This is a genomic window from Amycolatopsis stemonae (assembly GCF_054781455.1).
Window position 1 is genome coordinate 190,302 of record NZ_BAAGUJ010000009.1, and the last position, 24,189, is coordinate 214,490.

Sequence of the window (24,189 nt, forward strand, 5' to 3'; positions counted from 1 at the left end):
GGACGCGCCCGGCACGTTCGTGTGCATCCCGGCCGCGCCCCTTGGCGGGCACCGGCGGCGTTTGGTTGCCTCACGGGGTGCCTCAGCAGCCGTTCGCCCTCCCCGAGTTCTACCTCCCCCACCCGGCGCGGCTGAACCCGCACCTCGATCGCGCCCGCGCGCACAGCAAGGCGTGGGCGAGCGGCATGGACATGGTCGACGTGCCGCAGCACGGCACGGTGATCTGGACCGAGCACGACCTCGATTCCCACGACTACGCGCTGCTGTGCGCATACACGCACCCGGACGCCGACGCCGGCGAGCTCGACCTGATCACCGACTGGTACGTCTGGGTCTTCTACTTCGACGACCACTTCCTCGAGCTGTACAAGCGCACCGGCGACATCGACAGCGCGCGCACGTACCTCGACCGGATCGAGCGGTTCATGCCCGCCGAGGGCGAGATCACCGCGACGCCGGAGAACCCGGTCGAGCGCGGCCTGACCGACCTGTGGAACCGGACGGTCCCGCAGCGCTCGGCCGGCTGGCGGCGCCGGTTCGTCGAGAGCACAAAGGCGCTGCTCGAAGAGTCGTTGTGGGAGCTGGCGAACATCAACGAAGGCCGGCTCGCCAACCCCATCGAGTACGTCGAGATGCGGCGGAAGGTCGGCGGCGCGCCGTGGTCGGCGAACCTCGTCGAACACTCGATGCACGCCGAAGTGCCGGACGGGATCGCCGCGTCCCGGGCCATGGAAGTCCTGCGCGACTGCTTCGCCGACAGCGTCCACCTGCGCAACGACCTGTTCTCCTACCAGCGGGAGGTGCAGGACGAGGGCGAGCTGTCCAACGGCGTGCTGGTGTTCGAGAAGTTCCTCGGGCTCTCGACGCAGGAGGCGGCCGACGCCGTCAACGACCTGATCACCTCGCGGCTGCACCAGTTCGAGCACACCGCGCTCACCGAGGTGCCGGCGCTGTTCGACGAGCACGGCGTCGACCCGGCCGCCCGCGCGGCGACGTTCGCGTACGTCAAAGGCCTGCAGGACTGGCAGTCCGGCGGGCACGAGTGGCACCTGCGATCCAGCCGGTACATGAACAAGGGCGCGCTGGCGGGCCGCGGCGCGACCGGCCTCGGGACGTCGGCGGCCCGCGTCTTCACCTCGGTGCTCGCCACCGCGCCGCAACGGCTGCGCGCGTACGGGCACACGCCGTTCCGCGAGGTTTCGGTGCCACGGCCGTCGTTCGCGGCGCCGTTCCCGCTGCGGTCGAACCCGCACCTGGACGCGTGCCGCACGCGCAACGTCGACTGGGCGCGGCGGACGGGCCTCCTCGACGGCGTCGTGTGGGACGAGCGCAAGCTGCGCGCGGCCGACCTGCCGCTGCGCGCGGCGGGCAGTCACCCGGAGGCGACCGCCGAGCAGCTCGACGTCGCGAGCGACTGGCTGACGTGGACCGCGTACGCCGACGACTACTACCCGATGGTGTACGGCGCCACCCGCGACCTCGCGGCGGCGAAGGCGGGCAACCTCCGGCTGTCGTCGATCATGGCCGGTTCGGCGCCTTCGACGCCGGTGGAGACGGCATTCGCCGACGTCTGGGCGCGGACGACCGACCGGGACGCCGTGCGCCGGGCCGTCGACGCGATGACGTCGAGCTGGCTGTGGGAGCTGGCAAACCAGGCGGGCAACCGCATCCCGGACCCGATCGACTACGTCGAGATGCGGCGGCGGACGTCCGGCTCGGGCCTGGCGACGAGCCTCTCGCGGTTCGCCGGCGCGGTGCCGGCGGCGCTTCGCCGGACCCGTCCGGTGCAGGCGGTCGAGCACGCGGCGGCCGACTACTGCGGCCTGCTCAACGACGTGTTCTCGTACCGGAAGGAAATCCAGTTCGAGGGCGAGCTCAACAACGGCGTCCTGGTGGTGCGCAACTTCCTCGACTGCACGGAGGAGCGGGCGTTCGCGGTGGTGGCCGACCTGATCGAGGCGCGGCTGGCGGAGTTCCGGCACGCGGCTTCGGTCGAGTTACCCGCGTTGCTGCGCGACTACGACGTGGCGCCGGACGTGCGGGAGTCACTGCACGGGTACGTCGCGGAGCTGCGCGACCGGATGGCCGCGACGCTGAACTGGCACGAGAACGTGGGCCGCTACACGGAGACCGAGGCGCGCTACCACCCGATGGCGGCGACCGTCCTCGGCGGCCCGACGGGCCTCGGGACGTCCTCGCTGCGGATCTCGTCCCTGCTGCCCACTGGTCGCTGAGAGGCGTTGTTCGCGCCACTCCGAGGGGCGTGCGGCCGGCGGGAGGGCGATACTCGACACCGTGAGCGGCTTCAACCTGCGTTTCCTCGGCCATTCGACCGTCCGGTTGGAACTCGGTGGCCACGTCGTCCTGACCGATCCCGTGCTCACCGCGCGTGTCGGCGGGCTCACCCGGGTCGTGCCGCCACCGCCGCCCGAGACCTACGCCGACGTCGACCTCGTGCTCGTCTCGCACCTGCACGGCGACCACCTGCACCTGCCGTCGCTGAAGCTGCTGGGGAAGCGGACCCGCGTCGTCGTCCCGCGCGGTGCCGGGGCCTGGCTCGCCAAGAAGGGGTTCCCCCGGACCGAAGAGATCGCGCCCGGGGAGACGCTCGACGAGGGCGGCCTCACCGTCACCGCCACCCGGGCCGTCCACTCCGGACACCGGTGGGGCCCGCGCCTCACGCACGGCCCGCAGAGCCCGGCGATCGGGCACCTCATCGAGAGCGACGGCAAGAAGGTCTACAACGCCGGCGACACCGACCTCTTCGACGGGATGGCGGACTTCGGGCCGGTCGACGTCGCGCTCCTGCCCGTCTGGGGCTGGGGGCCGAACCTCGGGCCGGGCCACCTCGATCCGGCGCGCGCCGCGGAAGCCGCGCGACGCGTCCAGGCGCGGGCCGCGGTCCCCGTGCACTGGGGCACCCTCGCGGTGCCCGGCCTGAGGCGCACCGCGCGGATGCGGCGGCTGCTCGCCGACCCGCCGCGGGTGTTCGCCGCCGAAGTGCGCAACTCGGCCATCGCCACCGAGGTCCTGTTCACCGAGCCCGGCGCCGAAGTCGTGCTCCCCGCGCCGACGGACCGGGCGTGAGCTGGACCGACCCGGCCGCCATCGGGTACCCGGCCCTGTTCGGCGGCGTGCTGCTCGGCTCGATCATCCCGATCGTGCCCACCGGGGCGGTCGTCGGCGCCGCGGCCGCCGTCGCGACGACCACCGACCACCTGTCCCTGCCGCTGGTCATCGTGCTGGCCACGCTCGGCGCGTACCTCGGCGACGTCGTGACGTTCGGGATTCCGCGCCTGGGCAGCGAAGCCGCGTTCCGCTGGATCAGCCGCCGCCAGCCCGCCGAACGGCTGGAAATGGCCCGTGCCCAGTTCGCCCGCCGCGGCTGGCAGCTCGTCGTCATCGGCCGGCTCGTCCCGGCCGGCCGGATCCCGGTCCTGCTGGCGGCCGCGGCGCTGAGCTACCCGTGGCGGCGCCTGCTGCCCGCCGCCCTCGGCGCGTGCGTGCTCTGGGCGACCGCGTACGCCCTGCTCGGGATCGTCAGCGGCGGCATCTTCGACTCACCGGTCATCGCGACGGTCCTGGCGACGGTGCTGGTCCTGCTGGTCACCGTGCTGGCGAACCTGATCGCGAAGTGGCGACGCAAGGCGAAGGAGCGAGTGTGACGACGTCCGCGCCGAAGGGCCGGCTGCTGCGCGGCGGCCGGGCTGTCGCCCGCATCCTGCTGGTGTGGGCCGCCGTGACGGGCGCGTTGCGGCTGCTCGACGTGCTGCTGCCCGGTTTCCGGATGACGCACTGGTGGCAGCCGACGGTGTGCGCGCTCGTGCTCGGCCTGCTCGTCGGCGTGGTCTGGCCGCTCGTCATGCGGATCGCCTACCCGCTGGCCTTCTTCACCTTCGGCCTCTTCGGGTTCCTGCTGCTCGGCGCGGGCACCCTCGCCGTGTTCCGCACGATCCCCGGCGTCGAACTGGTCGGGTTCCGGACCGCGGTGATCGTCACCGTCGCGATGGCGGGGGTCGGCGCGCTCATCTCGACGGCCCTGGCCGTCGACGAGGACGAGATCTTCTTCCGCCGCGCCAACCGGCGCCGCCGTCGCCACGCCCCCGCGCCCGGCCAGGGCGAACTGCCGCCCGGCGTGCTGTTCCTGCAGATCGACGGCCTCGGCTACGACACGGCGCGCCGCGCGGTCCGCGACGGCGACATGCCGACGTTCGCCGCCTGGCTCGCCGAAGGCAGCCACACGCTGACGCGCTGGCACACCGACTGGAGCTCGCAGACCGGGGCGAGCGTCTGCGGCATCCTGCACGGCTCCAACCAGGACATCCTCGGGTTCCGCTGGTACGAAAAGGACCGCGACCACGTCATGGCGTGCGCGCACCCGACCGACGCGGCCGAGATCGAACGGCGGCACTCCGACGGGCGCGGCCTCCTCTCCGGCGACGGCGCGAGCCGCGGCAACCTCTTCTCCGGCGACGCCGCACACGTCAGCCTCACGATGAGCTCGATCCCGGTGCTGGTGCCGAAGGGCCTGCGCCACCGCAACCGCGACCGGATCGGCGCGGGCTACTACGCGTACTTCGCGAACCCGGTCAACGCGCTGCGCACGCTGGTCGTCGCGCTGGTCGACGTCTTCCGCGAGATCAGTGCGTCGGTGCGCCAGCGCCGCGCCGGCGTGGTGCCGCGGGTGCCGCGCGGCGGCTGGTACCCGCTGGCCCGCCCGGGCACGACCGTGATCGCGCGCGACGTCGTCGTCTCGGCGCTCCTCGGCGACATGCTCGCCGGGCGGCCTGTGGTGTACGCGGACTTCCTCGGCTACGACGAGGTCGCGCACCACTCGGGCATCGAACGGTTCGACACGCTGTCGGTGCTGCGCTCGATCGACCAGCAGATCGCGCGGCTGCACCGGGCTTCGCGGCTCGCCCCGCGCCGCTACCACCTCGTCGTGCTCTCGGACCACGGCCAGACGCAGGGGCAAGCGTTTTCGCAGCGGTTCGGCGAGACGATCGAGGCGTACGTCGGACGGCTGTGCGGCGGTTCGCCGTCGGCACCGTCGGGCAAGCGCCGCCAAGCCGAGAGCTGGCAGATCAACGCGGCACTGGCGGAGGCGACGAAGGGCGGCGGCCTGATCGCGCGCCGGCTGCGTGCCCGGGTGGAGGACGCGGAGTGCGCCGAAGACCGGCCGCGCACGACGTCCGGCTCCCCCGGCGCGGTCACGCGCGTGGCGCCCGGCGTGGTGGTGGTCGTGTCCGGGCACGTCGCGATGGTGTCGTTCACCGAGCACGAGGGCCGCGTCGAGCTGGAGACGATCGAGCGCGAGTTCCCGGACCTGCTGCCGTCGCTGGTCGACCACGACGGCGTCGGGTTCCTGCTGGTCCGCAGCCGCGAGTTCGGCCCGGTGGTCCTGGGCCGCGACGGCCTGCACCGGCTGGCGACCGGCGTGGTGATCGGCGAAGACCCGCTGCTGCCGTACGGTCCGCACGCGGCGGACCTGGTCCGGCGGGTCGACACGTTCCCGCACTGCGCGGACGTGATGATCAACAGCCGCTACGACCCGGATTCCGACCAGGCGTCCCCGTTCGAGACGCACGTGGGTTCCCACGGCGGCCTGGGCGGGCCGCAGCAACGCGGTTTCGTGGTGCACCCGCGGGAGTTCACGGTCCCCGGCGAGGTCGTCGGGGCGGAGGCACTGCACCGGGTGTTCCGCGGCTGGCTGACCGAGCTGGGCCACCCTTCGCCCGTTCCCGACGCTGTTTCGGAGGTTGTTTCGTGAGTTTGACGGTGTACGGCGCTTCCTGGTGCCCGGACGTGAAGCGCAGCCGCGCGCTGCTCGACCGCGAGGGCGTCGAATACTCCTATGTGGACGTCGAAGCCGACGCGGCCGCCGAAGCGCGGGTGCGCGAGCTGCAAGACGGCGAGCGCCGGATCCCGACGATCGTGTTCGCCGACGGCACGGTCCTGGTCGAGCCGTCGGACGACGAGCTGAGCGAGCGCCTGTGAAGCTGTTGCGCGAACTGCCGCTCGGCACGCGGGTCGTCGTCCGCTACCGGGTCGAGGGCGGGTTCACCGACGCGCTCGGGAACCTCGTGGCCCGCGACGAAACCACCTGCACCGTGGACACCCGGCGCGGGCCGGTCGTCGTGGCGTTCGACCGCGTCGCCCTCGCCAAGCCCGTGCCGCCACCGCCGGTGCGGGCGTCGCGGTTCGACGCGCTCGTGGCCGAAGCCGACGCGGTGTCCGTCGACGGCTGGGACTTCTCCTGGCTCGACGGCCGCGCCACCGAAGCCCGTCCGTCCTGGGGTTACCAGCGGCTGCTCGGCGAGCGTCTCGCCACGGCCGAGGCGGCCCTCGACCTGGAGACCGGCGGCGGCGAGGTGCTCGACGGCTGCCCGTCGCTGCCGCCGCTCATGGCCGCCACCGAGTCGTGGCCGCCGAACGTCGCCAAGGCGAGCGCGCGGCTGCGGTCGCGCGGGGTGGTCGTCGTGGCCACCGAGGGCGTCCCCTTCGGCGACGACGTGTTCGACCTCGTCTCCAGCCGCCACCCCGTGACGACGGCGTGGGCCGAGATCGCCCGCGTCCTGCGGCCCGGCGGGAGCTACTTCTCGCAGCAGGTCGGCCCGGCGAGCGTGTTCGAGCTGGTCGAGTTCTTCCTCGGCCCGCAGGAGCCGGAAACCCGCAACAGCCGCCACCCCGACCGGGCCGTGGCGGCGGCCGAAGCGGCGGGCCTCGAAGTCACCGATCTGCGGTCGGAGTCCCTGCGCACCGAGTTCTTCGACGTCGGTGCCGTGGTCTACTTCCTGCGCAAGGTGATCTGGATGGTCCCGGGGTTCACCGTGGCCCAGTACCGCGGCCGGCTGCGCGAGCTGCACGAGAGGATCGAGCGCGACGGCCCGTTCGTCGCCCACACGACGAGGTTCCTCATCGAAGCCCGGAAGCCTTGACGATCGCCGCTTCGACGCCGTCCAGCAGCAGCTCCAGCCCCGCCTCGAACGACTGCCGGGCCTCCCGCTCCAGGTAGGGCTCGTCCGAGGCCTCCACCGGTGCGCTCAGCCGCGCCACCGTGGGAAACCGGGCCGCCAGGTCCGGGGCCAGCTCGCCCAGCAGGGCCGACCGCGCGTACCACCAGTCCTCTTCGGACAGTCCCGTCTCGCGGGCCGCCTGGCGGGACTCCGCCGCCGTCTGGACCGAGCCGCGGACGATGTTGAACAGCGCCGACACCACCCACCGGACCCGCGCCAGGGGCAAGCCGGTCGTCGCCAGGACCGACAGCAGCGTCTCCTGGACGTGGAACTCCCCCGGCCCGAGCACCGGGCGCGCCGGCGAGACCTGCAGGAGCCACGGGTGCCGCAGGTGCAGGTCCCACAGCGCGTCGGCCAGCGCCGACGCGGCGGCCCGCCAGCCGTCGGAAGACGCGAACGTCGACGGCAGCTCCCCCAGCGTCCGGTCGTACATCAGGTCGACCAGCTCGGTCTTGCCCGGCACGTAGGTGTACAAAGCCATCGCCGTCCGGCCCAGGCGCTCACCGACCGAGCGCATCGACAGCGCCGCCATGCCGTCGGCGTCCGCGATCTCGATCGCCGCCGCGACGATCGCCTCCACCGACAGGCCCGGTTTGGGCCCGGGGCCCGTGCGCGGCGCGACCACGCGCGGCCCCCACAGCAGTTCCATGGACCGCCGGGCGTCGCCCTGACCCGCGAAGACGACCACCTTGCCGACTCCTTACACCATAAAGTAATGTACGATCGAGAATCACTATACGGCCTAAAGTATCAAAGAAGGACGGTATGACCTCACCCAGGCGGGCCGCCGACACCCACGACGTGATCGAGGTCCGGGGAGCCCGGGAGAACAACCTCGCCGGCATCGACCTGGACATCCCGAAGCGCCGGCTCACGGTGTTCACGGGCGTGTCCGGCTCCGGCAAGTCGTCCCTGGTCTTCGGCACCATCGCGGCCGAGTCCCAGCGGCTGATCAACGAGACCTACAGCGCCTTCCTCCAGTCGTTCATGCCGAGCCTGTCGCGCCCGGACGTCGACCTGCTCGAGAACCTGAGCGCGGCCATCGTCGTCGACCAGGAGCGGATGGGCGCCAACTCGCGCTCGACGGTCGGCACCGCGACCGACGCCTACGCGATGCTGCGGATCGCTTTCTCGCGCCTGGGCGAGCCGCACGTCGGCACGTCCGGCGCGTTCAGCTTCAACCTGCCCGAGGGCATGTGCCCGGCCTGCGAGGGCCTCGGCCGGGTGTCCGACCTCGACGTCCACGCCCTGCTCGACTTCGACAAGTCCCTGCACGACGGCGCGATCCTCGTCCCCGGCTTCACGCCGGACAACTGGTACGTGCAGACCTACCTCTCCTGCGGCTTCTTCGACCCCGACACCAGGATCCGCGACTTCACGCCCGCGCAGCTCGACGACCTGCTGCACAAGGGCCCGTGCAAGGTGAAGGTCGGCAAGACCACCGTCACCTACGAGGGGCTCGCGGTGAAGGTCCGCCGGCTCTACCTGCAGAAGGACACCGAGTCGCTGCAACCGCGGCTGCGCGCGTTCATCGAGCAGGCCGCGACGTTCAAGACCTGCGACGCCTGCGGTGGCGCCCGGCTGAACCCGGCCGCGCTGTCGGCGAAGATCGACGGCAAGAACATCGCCGACTGCGCCGCCCTCCAGATCAGCGACCTCGCCGAGTTCGTCCGGAACCTCGACGCGCCGTCGATCCGGCCGCTGCTGGGCAACCTGCGCGACACGCTCGACTCGCTCGTCGAAATCGGCCTCGGCTACCTGTCGCTGGACCGCGAATCCGCGACGCTCTCGGGCGGCGAGGCGCAGCGCGTGAAGATGGTGCGGCACCTGGGATCCAGCCTCACCGACGTCACGTACGTCTTCGACGAGCCGACCGTCGGGCTGCACCCGCACGACATCGAGCGGATGAACAACCTGCTCCTTTGCCTGCGGGACAAGGGGAACACGATCCTGGTCGTCGAGCACAAGCCGGAGACCATCCGGATCGCCGACCACGTCGTCGACCTCGGTCCCGGCGCGGGCGCCGACGGTGGCCGGCTCTGCTACACCGGCGACCTCGACGGCCTGCGCGCGTCCGGCACGCTCACCGGCCGCCACCTCGACCACCGCGTGACGCTCCGGCAAGAGGTCCGCACGCCGTCGGGTCACCTGAGCATCACCGGCGCGAAGCTGCACAACCTGCGTGACGTCAGTGTCGACCTCCCGCTCGGCGTGCTGACCGTGGTGACCGGCGTGGCCGGGTCCGGCAAGAGCTCGCTGATCCACGGCTCGCTCGCGCACCGCGAGGACGTCGTCGTGGTCGACCAGTCGGCGATCCGCGGCTCCCGGCGGTCCAACCCGGCCACCTACACCGGCCTGCTCGACCCGATCCGGACGGCGTTCGCCAAGGCCAACGGCGTCAAGGCGAGCCTGTTCAGCGCCAACTCCGAAGGCGCGTGCCCGCAGTGCAAGGGCCTCGGCGTGATCTACACGGACCTGGCGATGATGGCCGGTGTCGCGTCGACCTGCGAAGAGTGCGAGGGCAAGCGGTTCACGCCCAAGGTGCTCACGTTCGAACTGCGCGGCAGGAACATCAGCGAGGTCCTCGGCATGTCCGTCGCCGAGGCGCGGGAGTTCTTCCCGGCCGGCACCGCGCGGAAGGTGCTCGACCGGCTCGCCGACGTCGGCCTCGGCTACCTGACGCTCGGGCAGCCGCTCACCACGCTCTCCGGCGGCGAGCGGCAGCGGCTCAAGCTCGCGATCCGGATGGCCGGGAAGGGCTCGACCTACATCCTCGACGAGCCGACGACCGGGCTGCACCTCGCCGACGTCGACCAGCTGCTCGCGCTGCTCGACCGGATCGTCGACGCGGGCAACACGGTCATCGTCATCGAGCACCACCAGGCCGTGATGGCCCACGCGGACTGGCTGATCGACCTCGGCCCCGGCGCCGGCCACGACGGCGGCCGGGTCGTCTTCACCGGGACGCCCGCCGAACTGGTGGCCGGCGCGTCCACGCTCACCGCCCGCCACCTGCGCGAATACCTGGGGAAGCCGTGAACCCGACCGGACTGCTCGAAGTCACCGCGGTGCGCAAGCCGACACCGCGCACCGTGCGCGTCACCTTCACCGGCGACGGGCTGGCCGACCTCGAACCGTGGCCCGACCAGCAGCTCAAGCTCCTGTTCCCGCCGCCGGGCCGCCCGGTGCGGCTCCCCGAACCCGACGACGACGTCATGCGCTGGTACCAGGCGTACCTCGCGATCCCCGAGGACGAGCGCCCGGTGATGCGCAGCTACACCGTGCGCTCGCGGGAGCGCGCCACGATCGACGTCGAGTTCGTGCTGCACGACGGCACCGCGGGCCCGGCCACAGCGTGGGCCGGGACCGCGAAGGAGGGTGACGTGCTCGGCCGGTACGGCCCGGACGCCGCCTACCGCCGCGCACTGTCCACTGCGGACACCCTGGTGCTCGCCGGGGACGAGACCGCGGTGCCCGCCATCGCCGGCATCCTGTCCGAAGTGGACAACGCCGTGGCGTTCGTCGAGGTCCCGGACGCGGCCGAGGAACGGCCGCTGCCCGTCCACTGGGTGCACCGCGACGGCGCCGGGCACGGCGTCAAGCTGCTGGCGGCCGTCCGAGCGGCGAAGTTCCCCGAAGGTTCGGTGTCGGCGTGGCTCGCGGGCGAAGCGGGGATGGTGCGGTCGCTGCGGCGGCACCTCGTCGGCGAACGCGGGCTCGAGAAGCGGGCGATCGAGTTCACCGGGTACTGGCGCCGCCGGCTGACCCAGGACGACGCGCCGACCACCGAGGACCTGGCCGACGCCGCCGAACTGCTCGCCCGAGCGGGCGAACCACCGGTGGGCTGATCGGCCGCGGGGGCGGACAAGGCTGCCCGAAGGGGAGGTATCCGGTCCCGGTGCTTGCCGGGGCCGGACCCCGGAGCGACCGTGATCGAGCTCAGTTCGCTCCGGGAGGTCCTCAGCCATGCCCGAACCCGCTCCGCACGCCACCGAAGACGTCCCGCCGAGACCCGTCTGGCAGCGCGACGTCGGCCGCCGCACGATCCTCGCCGCGGGCGGCGCCGCCCTGCTGCTGGCGAACCTGCCCGGGGACTCGCCGCCGCAGGCCGTCCTCGCCGCCGACGCGACGCCGGATCTCACGCTCGACCTGCTGCGCCGCGAAGACATGCTCAAGCTGCGCTTCGAATTCTTCAACCTGCGCCGCTCGACCGCCGCGGGGCCGCCGAAGCTGGTGCCGGTCGACGCGGGCGCGCAGTCGGTGATCGTCGTCCACTTCGACAGCCAGCACCTGATGGAGGAGACGACGTACGTCTCCGACCCGAACGGGAACCCACCGGCGAACCTGCCCGCCCCCGGCTTCATCGCCGCCCGCGCGGCCGGCCCGAGCCGGATCGCGTTCCTCGTGCCGTCGACGGTGAAGGAACTGCCCTACACCGAAGAAGGCCTGCTCGCCTGGCCGGCGTGGGTGATGCGGGTGGTGCCGAAGACCGCTCCGGCGCCGCCGGACCCGCTGACCAGCGACCTGCTGCTGGTCGACTGGCTGCACCTGACGCCCGAGCAGTACGCGTCGTGGGCCCACGTGACGCACCCGGTGACGTCGGCGGGCCGCACCGAGCTGTGGCACACCCGCCTGGCGCCGCGTGACGACTTCGGCCGCCCGGACCCGTTGCTGGGCCCGGCCGAGATCCGGGCGGTCGCCGCCGACACCCCGGACGACCCGCGGTTCGACGACCTGCTCAGCCGGCCGCAGACGCTCACCGACATCGTCACGCAGTCGAACACGCGCGGCGCGGTCCGGGGCGACCTCGTCCTGCTCTCGGCACTGGGCTCGTCGCTCGAACTGGAGGGCAGGTGGGCCGAGGGCACGCTCGCCGGCTGGCGGCACCGCTCAGCGCTGGGTCGCGACAACTACGTGCGCATCGAGGAGCGAGGCTTCCTCTTCCCCCACGGCCACAAGGCGACGCTGATCACCGAGACCGAGCGCACCATCGCGGGCGGTGCCGCGCGGCTCCTGCGCCGCCAGTTCGTGCGGATCCGGGAACCGGTGAAGTTCTTCGAGGACAACGGGTTGCCGTTCCGGTCGGTCGAGATCGCGATGACCACCACCCCGAACCTCGCCGCGAACCGCGAACGCATCGGGAGCACCGACGCGTTCTGGGTGCAGTACCAGCTCGGCACGGACGTCGTCGACGTCCCGGTGCCGATCGTCGCCGTCGACTGGGCCGGCAACCGGATCGACTCGGTCGCGCACGTCGCGTTCGTCTACGAGGACGACGCCACGAAACCCGCGGTGCTGACCGCGTTGCAGGGCCAAGCGGACCCGAGCCAGTTCGAGACCGTCCACCCGCGCCGCACCCACGAGCTGGGCGGGCAGGAGGTCGCCTTCGGGCCCGTGCCCGCCGCGGCCGGCCTGGCGGCCGATCCCCCGCGCACCACCACGTTCCCGGCGCTTCGCCTGCACCTCAACGTGAAGCTGCGCGTGCAGGCCGGCGAGGCCGGGTTCGCGCCGCAGATGCTGGCCGCCGAGATCCGGATGCCCGCGGTCGAGGCGCTCGCCGGCGGGCGGGAACTCGCCACCGCCATCGGCTACGACCCGGACTACGTCACGGGTTCCTTCGAAGCCGTGAAGGGCGAGCTGTTCGCGCGGGTCAGCCCGACCGTCGCCGACGTCGGCCGGCTGGTGCAGGCGATCACCGCCCAGAATCCGCTGCCCTCCGTCGAAGCCGTGACGGCGAAGTTCGGGCAGCAGGTCGCGCAGCTCGGCGGGATCGCCGCGCCGGACCTCGACATCCGCGGCCTGTCGCGGTCGCTCGGCCCGCTGTCCGGGCCCGCGGCCGCGATCGGCGACATCGCGAAAACCGGGTCGTTCAACCCCGGCACCTTCTTCCCGGCGACCGCGAAGCTGCTCGGCGGGCTCAGCCTCGCCGAGGTCCTCGGGTTCGACCCGGACGCGCCGAAGCCGCCCGCGCTGCCGATCGAGAACGCGCCCAAGATCGTCACCACCCCGGAGTACGCCAACGGCAGGGACCTGCCGCCGACCGCCGTCACGACCGTCCTCGACTGGCAGCCGAAGCTGCCGGACAAGCTCACCGCCGGCGTCTTCCACCCGGTCCTCGACGACGGCACGCACGCGACACTGACCCTGCACGGGGAGAACCGCACCACCTTCGGCACGAGCGGCGTCACCACGACGTCGACGATCAAGGGCGACCTGCGCGACTTCGCGATCGAGCTGGTGAAGGGCGACGACGACCAGCTGTCGTTCATCAAGCTCACCTTCCGCCGGTTCGCCTTCGAGCAGCACGACGGCGCGAAGCCGGTGATCCACGTCGAGCTGGACCGGATCGACTTCGAGGGCCCGCTGAAGTTCGTCAACACCCTGCAGCAGTTCCTGGTCAGCACCGGCAAGGGCCTGGGCATCGACGTGCGGCCGTCCGGCATCACGGCGGGCTACACCCTCGCCATCCCGGACGTCGGCATCGGCGTGTTCGCGTTGCAGCACCTTGCGTTCAGCGCCGCGTTGTCCATCCCGTTCGACGGCTCGCCGGCCCGGGCGCGGTTCGCGTTCTGCAGCCGGGAGCACCCGTTCACGCTCACCGTGTCGCTGTTCGGCGGTGGCGGGTTCTTCGCGCTGGCGCTGGGCACCGACGGCTTCGAGCTGGTGGAGGCGTCGATCGAGTTCGGCGGCGCGGTCGCGTTCAACCTCGGGGTCGCCAGCGGGTCGGTCTCGGTGATGGCCGGGATCTACTTCAAGCTCGAGCGCCTGCCGGCCCCGCCCTCGGGCGGCGAAGGGCACGACGAGATCACGCTCACCGGGTACGTCCGGGCGAACGGCTCGCTCAACGTCCTCGGCCTGATCACCATTTCGGCCGAGTTCTACCTGGCGCTGAGCTACACCGGCGGCGGCGGGAAGAACCTCGTCGAAGGCGAGGCGTCGCTGACCGTCGAGATCGACATCCTGTTCTTCTCGAAGTCGGTCACGCTCACCGTGCACAAGTCCTTCGCCGGTCCCGGTTCTTCGTCGCTCGCCGCCCGCGACGCGGCCACGCTGCCCGCCGGCGGTCCGCCGTCCTTCGGCGACCAGATGAGCCAGGACGACTGGAACACCTACTGCGACGCGTTCGCGGCCTGAGGAGACGAGTGATGGCCACCCAGACGATCCTGTGCACCGCCCTGCCCAACGGCGTGCGGACCGAGCAGGGCAAGACTTTCCTTTACCTGTCGGCGTTCCTGTCCCCGCGGTTGACCGGCGCGGACACCCTGTCCGCGTTCCCCGACTGGCTCGACTGGCCCGCCGCCGCGGTCGAGTTCGACGTCTCGCTCGGCGGCGCGGTCACCCGTGCCGAGAAGCTGCCGCAGGACCTGCGGTCCGACCTGTGGAAGAGGCTCTTCGCCGGCACCTCGGCCGTCGGGGCGGCGACCGCGCCGCCGATGCCCCCGGCCAAGACGTTCGTCCGGTCCTACCCGGTGCGCAACGTGCGCGACTTCGTCCGCGACCAGTACGCGCTGATGGCGGCGAACAACCCGACCACGCACCCGACGATCACCGACTACCTCGGCGCGCCGCAGCAAGGCGCGCGGGTGAGCGGGAACCGGTGCGGGCCGCGGAGCCGGTACCGGCTGCACGACACGTGGATCTCGCCGTCGACGAAGGCGGCGGTCACGGGCGACCTGGCGCTGTACTTCTTCTACGCCAAGTTCATCGACCGCGACGACCCGGCGTTGCGCCGGATCCGGGACTCCCACGGCCTGAGCGACCAGCAGCTCGACTTCCTGCTCTCGGAGCACTTCCACGGCCGGCCCGCCGCCGCGCGCCCGCACGTCGTGAACTTCGCGGGCGACGCGTTCCGGGCCGCGGCCGTCCCGGAACCGCCGAACTTCCACTCGGTCGTCGGCTCCCTCGGCCAGTACCCGGCCCTGCTGCGGAAGTTCGGCCTGGTCCGCGACCTGCGCATCCCGCTGCCGGACCCGCTGCCGAGCGGGCCGACCTGGGTGACGGTCACCCCGGTCCGGCCCGGCACGCAGGTGACCGCCCAGCGGACCGACTGCACGGTCACCGCGACGACGTTCACGGCGAACGCCCGCACGCCGCTGCTCGCCGACGGCCTCCTGCAGCTGAGCGGCCCGGACTTCGACGTCACCGAGGTCGACCCCGACTCGGCCGCGGTGAAGCTGCTCGGCTTCGGCGAGAGCGTCGCGCGGCTCGACCCGTTCGGCGGCGTCGGGCGGCCCTCGTCCGACGCGCCGGACACCGCCGCGCCACCCGCGTTGCAGAGCAACGGCTTCTCGATCACCGAAACCGGGCGGGCCAAGCGGATCTGGGGCGCGGTGGACCAGGCGGACAAGCTGGCGAACGGTGCGTCGGCGAGCGCTGAGGACCTGACCCGCGGGCTGCGCTTCGACGTCTGGGACGACGTCACGAAGAGCTGGCACAGCCTCTGCCGGCGCCAGGGCACCTACACCGTGGCCGGCACCGCGGTCACCGCCGCCGACGAAGGCGTCGTCACGACCGCGCACACGACCCAGCCGGACGACCCGACGCAGACGGTGTTCCTCCACGAGTCCCTGGCCCGGTGGAGCGGCTACAGCCTGGTCGCGCCGCGCCCGGGCAAGGCCGTCGCGGACGACGGCGCGCTCGTCGCGGGCGACGGCACCGAGCCCGACCCGGCGTTCCCGCTCGCCGTGAAGTTCAAGGCCGTGCCGGGCAGCCTGCCGCGGCTGCGGTTCGGCCGCTCCTACCGCTTCCGCGCGCGGACGGCCGACCTCGCGGGCAACGGCCCGGCCCTCGCCGACGTGCCCGGCGACGCCGGGGCGACCGCGCCGCAGAAGTACACGCGGTTCGAGCCGGTCGTCTCGCCGCACGTGCTGTTCCGCAAACCCCGCACCGAAGGCGAGTCGGCGGAGCGGCTGGTGATCCGCAGCAACTTCGACACCGCCGCGACCGCCGACTGCCAGCGGCACCTCGCGCCGGTCCGGATCGCGGAGCTGCTGGCCGAGCAGCACGGCCTGTTCGACCTGCCGGCGACCCTGCTGACCCCGCCGGTGATGAACAAGCTCGCGTACGGCCGGATCAAGCAGAAGGACACCGGCTCGTTCGACCAGGGCGGCACGCCCGACAGCGGCGGCTACGGCATCCCGTACTACGACACCGACCAGCTGACCCTGCCCTACCTGCCGGACGTGCTCAGCCGTGGCGCCGCGTTCGCCGGGCTGCCCGGCACGGCCGACGGCGAGGTCGTCACCGGGGACTTCGATCCCGTGCCGCTGCTGGGGACCTGGCCGGACTACCGGCCGTTCCGGCTGCGGATGGTCGAGGGCACCGGAAAGCCGAAGTTCGACCCGCTGTTCCGGGTGCTGACCGTGCAGGTCCCGAAGGGCCGGACGTTCGAAGTGAACTACAGCAGCGTCCTCGCCGACGCCGACATCGACCTGCTCGGGCCGTGGAAGTGGCTGGCGGACGCGGTCGCCGCGGGCACGGTGACGCTCCCGGCCGGGACGACGCTCGACTCCCTGCGGGCACTGGCCCGGCAGGGCCGGCTCTGGCAGCTGACGCCGTTCCGCACGCTGACGCTGGTCCACGCGATCAAGCAGCCGCTCACCCCGCCCACGCTGGGGAAGCCGGTCGCGGTGCGCAAGCCCGGCGAAACGTCCGCCCGGATCGTCGACCGGCTCACGTTCGACCGGCCGAGCACCAGCCGCATCGACCTGCAGGCCGCGTGGAGCGAGCAGATCGACGACGTCACCCTGCCCGCCCCGGCACCGAGGGCGGGCGCCGCGGCGGCGTTCGGCGTGGTGGCGCAGCCGGACGACCCGGCGGGCCCGGTGCTCCCGCTCGACGAGCGGCACGAGTTCCACGACACGAAGTACCGCAGCGTGCGGTACACGCCGATCGGCACGTCCCGGTTCGCCGAGTACTTCCTGCAGCGCGCCACGGTCAAGCCGGCCTCGTCGGCGGTCGTCGTGGACAGGGGCGGCATCGTGCCCGCGTCGGACGTCGTCCGGGCGAACGCGACGACCTACGTCCGCGGCACCGACTACGACGTCGACTACGGGCAGGGCACGATCACGTGGCGCGCCGCCCCGGCGCCCGCGTCGGTCGAGGTCGCCTACGTGCCGCCGCCGATCACGCGGGCGGGTGCGGCGCTGACGATCGACGTCCCGAGCACCGCGCGGCCGGCCGTGCCGGACATCGCCTACGTCGTACCGACGTTCGGCTGGACGACGGAGACGACGGCGTCGCAGGTGACGAGCACCCGGCGCGGCAACGGCCTGCGGGTGTTCCTGAACCGGCCGTGGTTCTCCTCCGGCGACGGCGAACAGCTCGGCGTGCTGCTGGCCGACGGCCCGGCGGTCCCGGCGGACCTGGCCCGGTACGTGACCGACTGGGCGCAGGACCCGGCGTGGCGGTCGGCCGCGTTCACCCGGCCGCCGCAGGCCGGCGACTTCCCGCTGGCCGTGCACCCGCGCTCGGGGCTCAAGCTCGTCGAAGGCGTGGCGTCGCCGGTCGCCGTCGCGCCGCACGACGTCGGCTACGACGCCGAGCGCAAGCTTTGGTTCTGCGACATCACCTTCGCGGCTCCGCAGCCTTCGCCGTACACGCCGTTCGTCCGGCTGGCGCTGGCCCGCTACCAGCCGGTGTCGGTGCCCGACGTCGAGCTGTCCGCGGTGGTGCAGGCGCAGTTCGCGCAGCTGTCGGCGGACCGGGTCGCGACGGCGGTGTTCGCGTCGCCGACGTCGGTGCGGCTCACGGTGACCGGGCCGATGCCGGCACCCGCGACCGAGCTGAGCGCGCAGCTGCAGGTGGCCGACCCGGCGCTGAGCGGGAACGTCGCCTGGCAGGCCACCGGGGCGCCCGTCGTGCTGACGGCGTCCGCCACCGGCTGGACCGGCACCGTGGCGCTGCCCGCGCCGCGCGGGAGCCGCCCGTTCCGCCTGGTGTTGACCGAAGCCGAACAGCCGAGCCAGGGCGGCGCGCGGCTCGCCTACGCCGACGCCCTCACCTTCTGAGTCCACTGTGGAGGATCTGATGCACCGAACCGGACTGCTGTGCGCGGTCGCGGCGCTGCTGCTGGCCGGGGCCGTCCCGGCGCAGGCGGCACCCGAGCCGCCGGCGCAGTGGAAGTCGCGAACGCACACCGCGCTCGCCGCCACGCCCACCTTCGGCAACGACGTCTTCCGCGTGTCCCTCCAGCAGGCGCGCGGGCTCGGCGTCGGCTCGTTCACCGTGCAGACCGGGCCCGCCCACCCGGCGGGCGCCGGCCGGGACGTGCTGTTCGGCGGCGGCGTGCCCGGCACGTCGTTCACGACCGTGCGGGACCTGACCTCGCACGTCGACTACGTCCAGGGCCAGTACCTGACGACGGCGTCGGAGGTCGCGCTCGACTCGCTCGGCCCGACGACCACGGCGGTCGGCACTACCGGGTTCCACACGAACTGGTGGACCTACGTCGACAGCGGCTCGGTGGAGATCGACCAGTACGTCGTCGTGCACGGCACCACGGTGGCCGACTCGAGCGTCGAGGTGACGACGACGGTCACCGGGTCGAGCACCGACACGTTCCAGGTCCAGTACCTGTGGGACACCGCGGCCGGCACCGACGACGCGCCGGTGCTGCAGACCGGCGCGTACAACCCGTTCGCCACCTCGGCGACGCACGAGGTCACTCTGTCCGGTGTGGACAGTGCAGCACTGGCCGGGCCGAGCCTGTCCTACGGCCTGACCGGCACCGGCCCGGCCCGGATCACGCCGCCGCCGACGCCGCCGCAGTCGATCCAGTTCGTGTGCTGGCCGCGCGCGGTGGGCGCGGCACCGGGCCGGTACCAGACCGACCCGGCGATCGACGTCACGACGACCGGGGCGGGCTGCCCGGCGCCGTCCGGGCCGGACTCGGCCGTGCAGTACCTGTTCGCCCCGGCGCCGAGCGGGCTCCGCACGTCGGCGTCGCTGTTCTCGACCGCGCCGGACCCGACGTCGTTGAGCGTCGCGCCGGCCCGGCTGGGCTCGCCGGCGGTGAGCGCGACCTTGACGGACACGCGGTACGGCCGTGGCGTGCCGGGCCGCACGGTGACGTTCGCGGCGGGCGGCCGCACCCTGTGTTCCGGGGTCACGAACGCGAACGGCGTCGCGTCGTGCGGCGGGCCGGCGGAAGGCCTGGCGGCGCTGCTCGGCTACTCGGCCTCGTACGCCGGCGACGGGATCTGGGCGGGTTCGGCCGGCGGCCGCTGTGATCACCAGGTGACCGGCAGGCAGTGCACCCCGTAGACCAGCATGTCGTCCTTGAAGGTCAGCTCCTCCACCGGCACCGCGAGCCGCAGCTCCGGGATGCGGCGGTACAGCGTTCCGTAGACCACCTGCAGTTCCACGCGCGCCAGCGTCTGGCCGAGGCACTGGTGCACGCCGTAGCCGAACGCGACGTGGTGCCGGGCCTCGCGCGTCACGTCCAGGCGGTCCGGCTCGGCGAACACCGCGTCGTCGCGGTTGGCGGCGTCGCCCGCCGCGATGACGCCCTCGCCCGCGCGGATCAGCTGGCCGCCGACCTCCAGGTCCTCGACCGCGACGCGGCGGCGTCCGGAATGCGTGATGTTCAGGTACCGCAACAACTCTTCGACCGCGCGCCGCAGCAGGCCGGCATCGCCGGTGCGGACCAGCTCGAGCTGGTCCGGGTGCTCCAGCAGCGCCACCGTGCCCAGCGAAATCATGTTCGCCGTCGTCTCGTGGCCCGCCACCAGCAGCAGCTGGCCCATCGACGCGACGTCTTCGGCGGACATCTTGCCGGTCGCGTACTGCGACACCGCCAGCTTGCTCAGCACGTCGTCGCCCGGGTCGGCGGCCTTCCGCTCGACCAGGCCGCCGAGGTAGGCGAGCAGCTCTTCGGTGGCCTTGACGGCTTCCTCCGGCGTCGCGGTCCGCGACACCATCACCTTCGTGATGTCCTGGAACAGCTCACGGTCCTCGTAGGGGACGCCGAGCAGCTCGCAGATCACCAGCGACGGCACCGGCAGCGCGAACGCCGTCACCAGGTCGACCGGCTTCGGGCCGGCCAGGAGCCCGTCGACCAGGTCGTCGACGATGCGCTGGATCGCCGGGCGCAGCGCCTCCATCTTCTTCACCAGGAAGTCGCCGGTGAGCAGGCGCCGCTGCGCCGCGTGCTCGGCGCCGTCCATGGTGATGAACGACTTCGCGCGCTTGCGCCGGGCCGCCGAAGCGGCGCTCTGGTGCGGGTAGCCGGGGCGGTCGGAGTCGGCACTGATCCGCGAGTCGCGCAGCACCGCGCGGACGTCGTCGTAGCGCGTCACCAGCCACGGCGTGCTGCCGTTCCAGAGCCGCACGCGGGAGACGGGCGGCAGCTCGCCGAGCTCGGCGGGCGGGTCGAAGGGACACCGCCGGGTCATCGGAAACGCGGGCACGCCGTCCACCGGATACCTCCCGAAGCTGCCGGAAATTTACATAGCTATGCTAAGCATATTCTGGCAGCTTCGCCACACTCCGATCAGGCGAAGACCAACGACACCAACTCGTCGACGAACGGCTCGACCAGCTCGGCGCCAGTCCGGTTCAAGGCGCTGTGGAACAACGCGACCCGGCCGTGCGCGCCGACGAACACCACCGCGGCCGCGCGGCCCGGGGTCACGCGCAGCTCGTGGCCGGCCTCGACGCAGCGCTCGAAGCCCGCCGTCAGGCGCTCGATCACGTCGAGCAGCGGCCCCTCCGGGTGGGCGTCCGGCGACGACCGCGTCGCGCCGTTCGCCAGCATCAGGCGGTAATGCCCCGGATTCCGCATCGCGAAGGCGCAGTAAGCGTGAATTTGCGCGCGAACACGTCCGACGACATCGGATTCACCCAGTGACTCCTCGGCCGCGCGCATCGATTCCGCCAGCCGCGCGTATTCGTGGTCGAGCAGCCCGCGCACCAATTCCGCACGGTCGGAAAAATGCTGGTAGATGCTGGCCGGGGCGATGCCGACCGCGCGCGCCACCCCGCGGATCGTCAGTCCGTCCTCGCCGCCGAGCTCGGCCAGCAACCGGCCCGCCGCCGCGAGGATTTCGCCACGCAGCCGTTCGCCTTCGCCCCAGCGGTTCCTCGTTCGGCCGATTCCGGCTTCCACGTTCTCCGGCACCCGCCCATTCATACGCCCGGGGCGGAACCACCTGTGTTCCGGGGTCCCCGAAAGGACCCCGGAACGGTCGCGTCAGCGGTTGTTCACGAACTGCCGCGCGAGAATTCTCGAAGGAACCCGTTCAGCCGGCCGACACTGTCCGAAGTGGACTCAGGAGACGAGCGCCGGGTACAGCCCCGCGAGGTCGCCCGACAGCCCGGCGCGGACGTTCCGGCTCAGGTCGTCGACGAGCACCTCGAACCGGCCCTGCTCGACGCCGTCGAGGGCGAGTCCCGCCGCGAGCGCCGGGTCGACCTTCGGCCCCTCGACGTGCTTGGCCATGTCCGTGTCCATGTAGCCGACGTGCAGCGCGGTCACCTGCGTCTTCTGCGGCGCCAGCTCCAGGCGCAGCGCGTTGGTCAGCGACCAGGCCGCCGCCTTCGCCGCCGAGTACGCCGCGAGGTGCGGCGCGGTGATCCAGGACAGCACCGAAAGGACGTTGAGGACCGCGCCGCCGCCGTTGCGCTCGAGGATCGGCGCGAACTCGCGCGTCACGGCGAGGGTGCCGAAGTAGTGCGTGTCCATCTCCAGCCGGATGTCCTCGAGGGTGCCGCCGAGCAGCGACGACCCCGTGGACGACCCGGCGTTGTTGACCAGCAGCGTGACGTCGCCCGCGATCTTCGCGGCCTCGCGGACCGACTCCGGGTCGGTCACGTCGAGGCGGATCGGCACCACTCCCGGCAGGTCGACCGACTCGGGATTGCGCGCGGCGGCGTAGACCTTCGCCGCGCCACGCTCGAGCAGCGCGGCGGCGAACTGCCGGCCGAGCCCCCGGTTCGCTCCGGTGACCAGCGCCACCGCACCCGTGATCTCCATGACGAGCTCCTCTCGCACCTGACTTGCTCATTGCAAGCTAGCTGAGGCCGACTGTACGGCGTAGACTTGCTCCGAGCAAGCCAGGTAGGAGGGATCACACCATGAGCCGCCGCATCACCTGGGAGGACGCCTCCTGCCCGATCGCGCGGGCCGCCGACGTGCTCGCCGAGCCGTGGACGTTGCTGATCCTGCGCAACGCCACCGCGGGCACCACCCGGTTCGAGGACTTCCGCGTGCAGCTCGGCATCGCCGACAACGTGCTGACGACCCGGCTGGCCAAGCTCGTCGACCGCGGGCTGCTGACGAAGCTCCCCTACCGCGACGGTGGCCGGACCCGGCACGAGTACCGCCTCACACAGGCCGGCTCGGACGCGTTGCCGGTGCTGCACGCGCTCGGCGCGTGGGGTGACGCGCACACGTCGTCGGCGAGCGCGTACGGACCCATGAAGCTGGTCCACACGCCGTGCGGCGAGCTGACCCGGCCGGGCGAGAAGTGCGACGCGTGCGGAAAACCGCTGGTCAGGGACGATCTGGCGTGGCGTGGCTCGTGGCTCACCGAGGGCGAGATCCCGCTGGCGGAGCCGGTCGGTTAAGCCGAACGGGGCATCCTTGTATGCACGGCTGTGCATGTCAATAGTTTCGAATGGTTGGTAAATCACCGTTCGCCGTGCAGTACGAAAGTCGGGTCACAAGCGCGGGGCGATTCCGTAAGTTCGACACCCAGCGCGCGCAAACCCGGCAAATTCCCCACGGCAAGGAGTCGTCCCGATGTCCAGGAAGTACTTGCTGCCCGGCGCCGCCGTCGCGTTGGCGATGATCGCCACGCCGCTGACGGCCGCCCCGGCCCTCGCGGCCCCGGCCGCGGCCACGACCGTCTACTACGACACCTCGGACGCCCCCACCTTCCGCGACGTGATCAACGCCGGCGCGGCCAACTGGAACGCGGCGGTGTCGAACGTCAAGCTCGAAGAGCGTTCCTCGGGCGCGACGCTGCACTACACGGAAGGCAACGACCCGCAGGGTTCGTACGCCCAGACCGACGGCCACGGCAGCGGCACGATCTTCATCGACTACACGCAGGCGCAGCAGTACAACCAGACGCGCATCGCGGCGCACGAGACCGGGCACGCGCTGGGCCTGCCGGACCACTACGAAGGCCCGTGCTCCGAGCTGATGTCGGGCGGCGGCCCCGGCCCGTCCTGCACCAACGCAAACCCGAACGCGGACGAGTCCGCCAAGGTCGAGTCCCTCTGGTCGGGCGCGTTCCGCTCCGCGGCGGCCACGCCGAAGCGCATCTACGAGGTGACGATGCCGGTCAAGTGACCAGCATCCGACGTCGTCGGGGGAGGCCGCACCGGGAAGTCCCCGGTGCGGCCTTCACATTCGAGGCATCACACGTGATTGGCGGGGCATCACACGTGATCAGACGGGCATCACGCGTGATTGAGCGGGCATCAGCGTGATGCCCCTTCAATCACACGTGATGCCTCCTCAATCACGGGTGATGCCTCTTTGCGCACGTCAGAGGCGGGAGAGCAGGCGGTCTCGGGCCACTTCGAGGTGGTCGGTCATCGCTTTTCGGGCCGCCTGCGCGTTGCCGGTTACCAGGGCGTCGACGATCAGGCGGTGCTCCGAGATCGTCTGCTCGCCGAACGGCTGGTTGTAGTTCAGCCGGAAGAAGTGCAGGTGGCAGTGGGTGCGTGCGAACGCCTGCTCGACCGCCGCGTTGCCCGCCATGCGCAGGATCAGCTCGTGCAGCCGAGCGTCGTGGGCGGTCAGCGCCTTGTAGTCGCTGTACGCGTCCTCCGCCGGGGCCGCCGGGCACGTCGCCAGCTCGGCTTCGAGCGCCGCCACGTGAGCGTCCGACATCGCGGCCGCCGCCAGGGCCGCCGACGGTGGCTCCAGCAGCAGCCGGAGCGCGTACATGTCGTCGACTTCCTTGCGGTTCAGCAGTTCCGTGACGCGGTAGCCGCGCAGCGGAAGCCGGCTGACGAGCTCCTCGGACTCCAGCCGCGCCAGCGCTTCACGCACCGGGGTGCCCGACACGCCCAGCTCGCGCGCGATCTCGTCGATGTTCACGCGCGCGCCGGGCTCGATGCCGTCGTTCATGATCAGCGCCCGGATCTGCTCGTAGACGCCGTCGGCCAGCACCTGCCTGCTCGGCAGGGCCTCGAGGCGCCGACCCTCCACCATGACTCC

At 72.1% G+C, this 24,189-nt stretch carries 18 protein-coding genes and 1 pseudogene; 14 read left to right on the plus strand and 5 right to left on the minus strand.

The features are described from left to right. Positions 1–77: 77 nt before the first annotated feature. From ACYVLJ_RS30585 to ACYVLJ_RS30615, 7 genes and pseudogenes are all read left to right on the plus strand, one after another. Positions 78–2,234 (plus strand): terpene synthase family protein, encoded by a 2,157-nt coding sequence (locus tag ACYVLJ_RS30585; RefSeq protein ID WP_460441275.1) that lies wholly within the window; start codon positions 78–80, stop codon positions 2,232–2,234. Positions 2,235–2,295: 61 nt separating this feature from the next. Further along, entirely contained in the window at positions 2,296–3,087 is a 792-nt protein-coding gene (locus ACYVLJ_RS30590) for an MBL fold metallo-hydrolase (RefSeq protein WP_460441276.1), read from the plus strand. Beyond that, entirely contained in the window at positions 3,084–3,665 is a 582-nt protein-coding gene (locus ACYVLJ_RS30595) for a DedA family protein (RefSeq protein WP_460441277.1), read from the plus strand. The genes ACYVLJ_RS30590 and ACYVLJ_RS30595 overlap by 4 nt, the downstream gene beginning before the upstream one ends. Further along, positions 3,662–5,770: a phage holin family protein gene (locus ACYVLJ_RS30600; RefSeq protein ID WP_460441278.1), complete on the plus strand. Its 2,109-nt coding sequence runs from the start codon at positions 3,662–3,664 to the stop codon at positions 5,768–5,770. Before ACYVLJ_RS30595 ends, ACYVLJ_RS30600 begins: the two co-directional genes overlap by 4 nt. Then, on the plus strand, positions 5,767–5,997 hold the full coding sequence (locus ACYVLJ_RS30605) for a thioredoxin domain-containing protein (protein ID WP_460441279.1): 231 nt from the start codon (positions 5,767–5,769) through the stop codon (positions 5,995–5,997). The genes ACYVLJ_RS30600 and ACYVLJ_RS30605 overlap by 4 nt, the downstream gene beginning before the upstream one ends. Further along, positions 5,994–6,146, plus strand: a pseudogene (locus ACYVLJ_RS30610) (putative acetyltransferase); the annotation flags it as partial. The gene ACYVLJ_RS30605 and the pseudogene ACYVLJ_RS30610, both read left to right, overlap by 4 nt. 39 nt (positions 6,147–6,185) lie before the next feature. Further along, the gene (locus tag ACYVLJ_RS30615; RefSeq protein WP_460441460.1) at positions 6,186–6,938 is read left to right on the plus strand and encodes a methyltransferase domain-containing protein; all 753 of its coding nucleotides are present in this window, start codon (positions 6,186–6,188) and stop codon (positions 6,936–6,938) included. On the opposite strand, the gene ACYVLJ_RS30620 is transcribed toward ACYVLJ_RS30615, so the two are convergent. Beyond that, a complete protein-coding gene (locus ACYVLJ_RS30620; RefSeq protein ID WP_460441280.1) occupies positions 6,916–7,704 on the minus strand; it encodes a TetR/AcrR family transcriptional regulator C-terminal domain-containing protein in 789 nt (262 codons plus the stop codon). The two genes, ACYVLJ_RS30615 and ACYVLJ_RS30620, sit on opposite strands and share 23 nt — an antisense overlap. 77 nt (positions 7,705–7,781) lie before the next feature. Between ACYVLJ_RS30620 and ACYVLJ_RS30625 the strand changes: the two genes are divergently transcribed. The 5 genes from ACYVLJ_RS30625 to ACYVLJ_RS30645 all read left to right on the plus strand — a co-directional run bounded on the left by ACYVLJ_RS30625 (position 7,782) and on the right by ACYVLJ_RS30645 (position 19,280). Beyond that, complete coding sequence (locus tag ACYVLJ_RS30625; protein WP_460441281.1) at positions 7,782–10,055, plus strand: excinuclease ABC subunit UvrA; 2,274 nt, start codon at positions 7,782–7,784, stop codon at positions 10,053–10,055. Continuing rightward, positions 10,052–10,864, plus strand: coding sequence for a siderophore-interacting protein (locus ACYVLJ_RS30630; protein WP_460441282.1), 813 nt, complete (start codon positions 10,052–10,054; stop codon positions 10,862–10,864). The genes ACYVLJ_RS30625 and ACYVLJ_RS30630 overlap by 4 nt, the downstream gene beginning before the upstream one ends. A gap of 118 nt (positions 10,865–10,982) precedes the next feature. Then, on the plus strand, positions 10,983–14,150 hold the full coding sequence (locus ACYVLJ_RS30635) for a hypothetical protein (protein WP_460441283.1): 3,168 nt from the start codon (positions 10,983–10,985) through the stop codon (positions 14,148–14,150). Positions 14,151–14,161: 11 nt separating this feature from the next. Then, entirely contained in the window at positions 14,162–18,025 is a 3,864-nt protein-coding gene (locus tag ACYVLJ_RS30640; protein WP_460441284.1) for a hypothetical protein, read from the plus strand. Between the two features lie 19 nt (positions 18,026–18,044). After that, positions 18,045–19,280: a hypothetical protein gene (locus ACYVLJ_RS30645; RefSeq protein ID WP_460441285.1), complete on the plus strand. Its 1,236-nt coding sequence runs from the start codon at positions 18,045–18,047 to the stop codon at positions 19,278–19,280. Here the strand turns inward: ACYVLJ_RS30645 and ACYVLJ_RS30650 are convergent. The 3 genes from ACYVLJ_RS30650 to ACYVLJ_RS30660 form a co-directional block, all read right to left on the minus strand. Beyond that, positions 19,247–20,410: a cytochrome P450 gene (locus ACYVLJ_RS30650; RefSeq protein WP_460441461.1), complete on the minus strand. Its 1,164-nt coding sequence runs from the start codon at positions 20,408–20,410 to the stop codon at positions 19,247–19,249. The two genes, ACYVLJ_RS30645 and ACYVLJ_RS30650, sit on opposite strands and share 34 nt — an antisense overlap. A 98-nt stretch (positions 20,411–20,508) precedes the next feature. Further along, positions 20,509–21,072: a TetR/AcrR family transcriptional regulator gene (locus tag ACYVLJ_RS30655; RefSeq protein ID WP_451982256.1), complete on the minus strand. Its 564-nt coding sequence runs from the start codon at positions 21,070–21,072 to the stop codon at positions 20,509–20,511. A gap of 213 nt (positions 21,073–21,285) precedes the next feature. Then, on the minus strand, positions 21,286–21,990 hold the full coding sequence (locus ACYVLJ_RS30660) for an SDR family oxidoreductase (RefSeq protein WP_460441286.1): 705 nt from the start codon (positions 21,988–21,990) through the stop codon (positions 21,286–21,288). Between the two features lie 101 nt (positions 21,991–22,091). Here ACYVLJ_RS30660 and ACYVLJ_RS30665 point away from each other — a divergent pair, with 101 nt between their 5' ends. Both ACYVLJ_RS30665 and ACYVLJ_RS30670 read left to right on the plus strand, forming a co-directional pair. After that, complete coding sequence (locus tag ACYVLJ_RS30665) at positions 22,092–22,583, plus strand: winged helix-turn-helix transcriptional regulator (RefSeq protein ID WP_460441287.1); 492 nt, start codon at positions 22,092–22,094, stop codon at positions 22,581–22,583. A 175-nt stretch (positions 22,584–22,758) separates the two neighbouring features. After that, complete coding sequence (locus ACYVLJ_RS30670) at positions 22,759–23,313, plus strand: snapalysin family zinc-dependent metalloprotease (protein ID WP_451981984.1); 555 nt, start codon at positions 22,759–22,761, stop codon at positions 23,311–23,313. 198 nt (positions 23,314–23,511) lie between these two features. Here the strand turns inward: ACYVLJ_RS30670 and ACYVLJ_RS30675 are convergent, their stop codons facing one another. Further along, complete coding sequence (locus tag ACYVLJ_RS30675) at positions 23,512–24,183, minus strand: GntR family transcriptional regulator (protein WP_460441288.1); 672 nt, start codon at positions 24,181–24,183, stop codon at positions 23,512–23,514. Positions 24,184–24,189: the final 6 nt, after the last annotated feature.

What these genes read in the sequence shown, in the direction of transcription:
- ACYVLJ_RS30670 (WP_451981984.1), top strand. Translation starts at nt 22,759, where the DNA reads ATGTCCAGGAAGTACTTGCTGCCCGGCGCCGCCGTCGCGTTGGCGATG.
- ACYVLJ_RS30645 (WP_460441285.1), top strand. Translation starts at nt 18,045, where the DNA reads ATGCACCGAACCGGACTGCTGTGCGCGGTCGCGGCGCTGCTGCTGGCC.
- ACYVLJ_RS30675 (WP_460441288.1), bottom strand. Translation starts at nt 24,183, where the DNA reads ATGGTGGAGGGTCGGCGCCTCGAGGCCCTGCCGAGCAGGCAGGTGCTG.
- ACYVLJ_RS30660 (WP_460441286.1), bottom strand. Translation starts at nt 21,990, where the DNA reads ATGGAGATCACGGGTGCGGTGGCGCTGGTCACCGGAGCGAACCGGGGG.
- ACYVLJ_RS30650 (WP_460441461.1), bottom strand. Translation starts at nt 20,410, where the DNA reads ATGACCCGGCGGTGTCCCTTCGACCCGCCCGCCGAGCTCGGCGAGCTG.
- ACYVLJ_RS30625 (WP_460441281.1), top strand. Translation starts at nt 7,782, where the DNA reads ATGACCTCACCCAGGCGGGCCGCCGACACCCACGACGTGATCGAGGTC.
- ACYVLJ_RS30640 (WP_460441284.1), top strand. Translation starts at nt 14,162, where the DNA reads ATGGCCACCCAGACGATCCTGTGCACCGCCCTGCCCAACGGCGTGCGG.
- ACYVLJ_RS30635 (WP_460441283.1), top strand. Translation starts at nt 10,983, where the DNA reads ATGCCCGAACCCGCTCCGCACGCCACCGAAGACGTCCCGCCGAGACCC.
- ACYVLJ_RS30665 (WP_460441287.1), top strand. Translation starts at nt 22,092, where the DNA reads ATGAGCCGCCGCATCACCTGGGAGGACGCCTCCTGCCCGATCGCGCGG.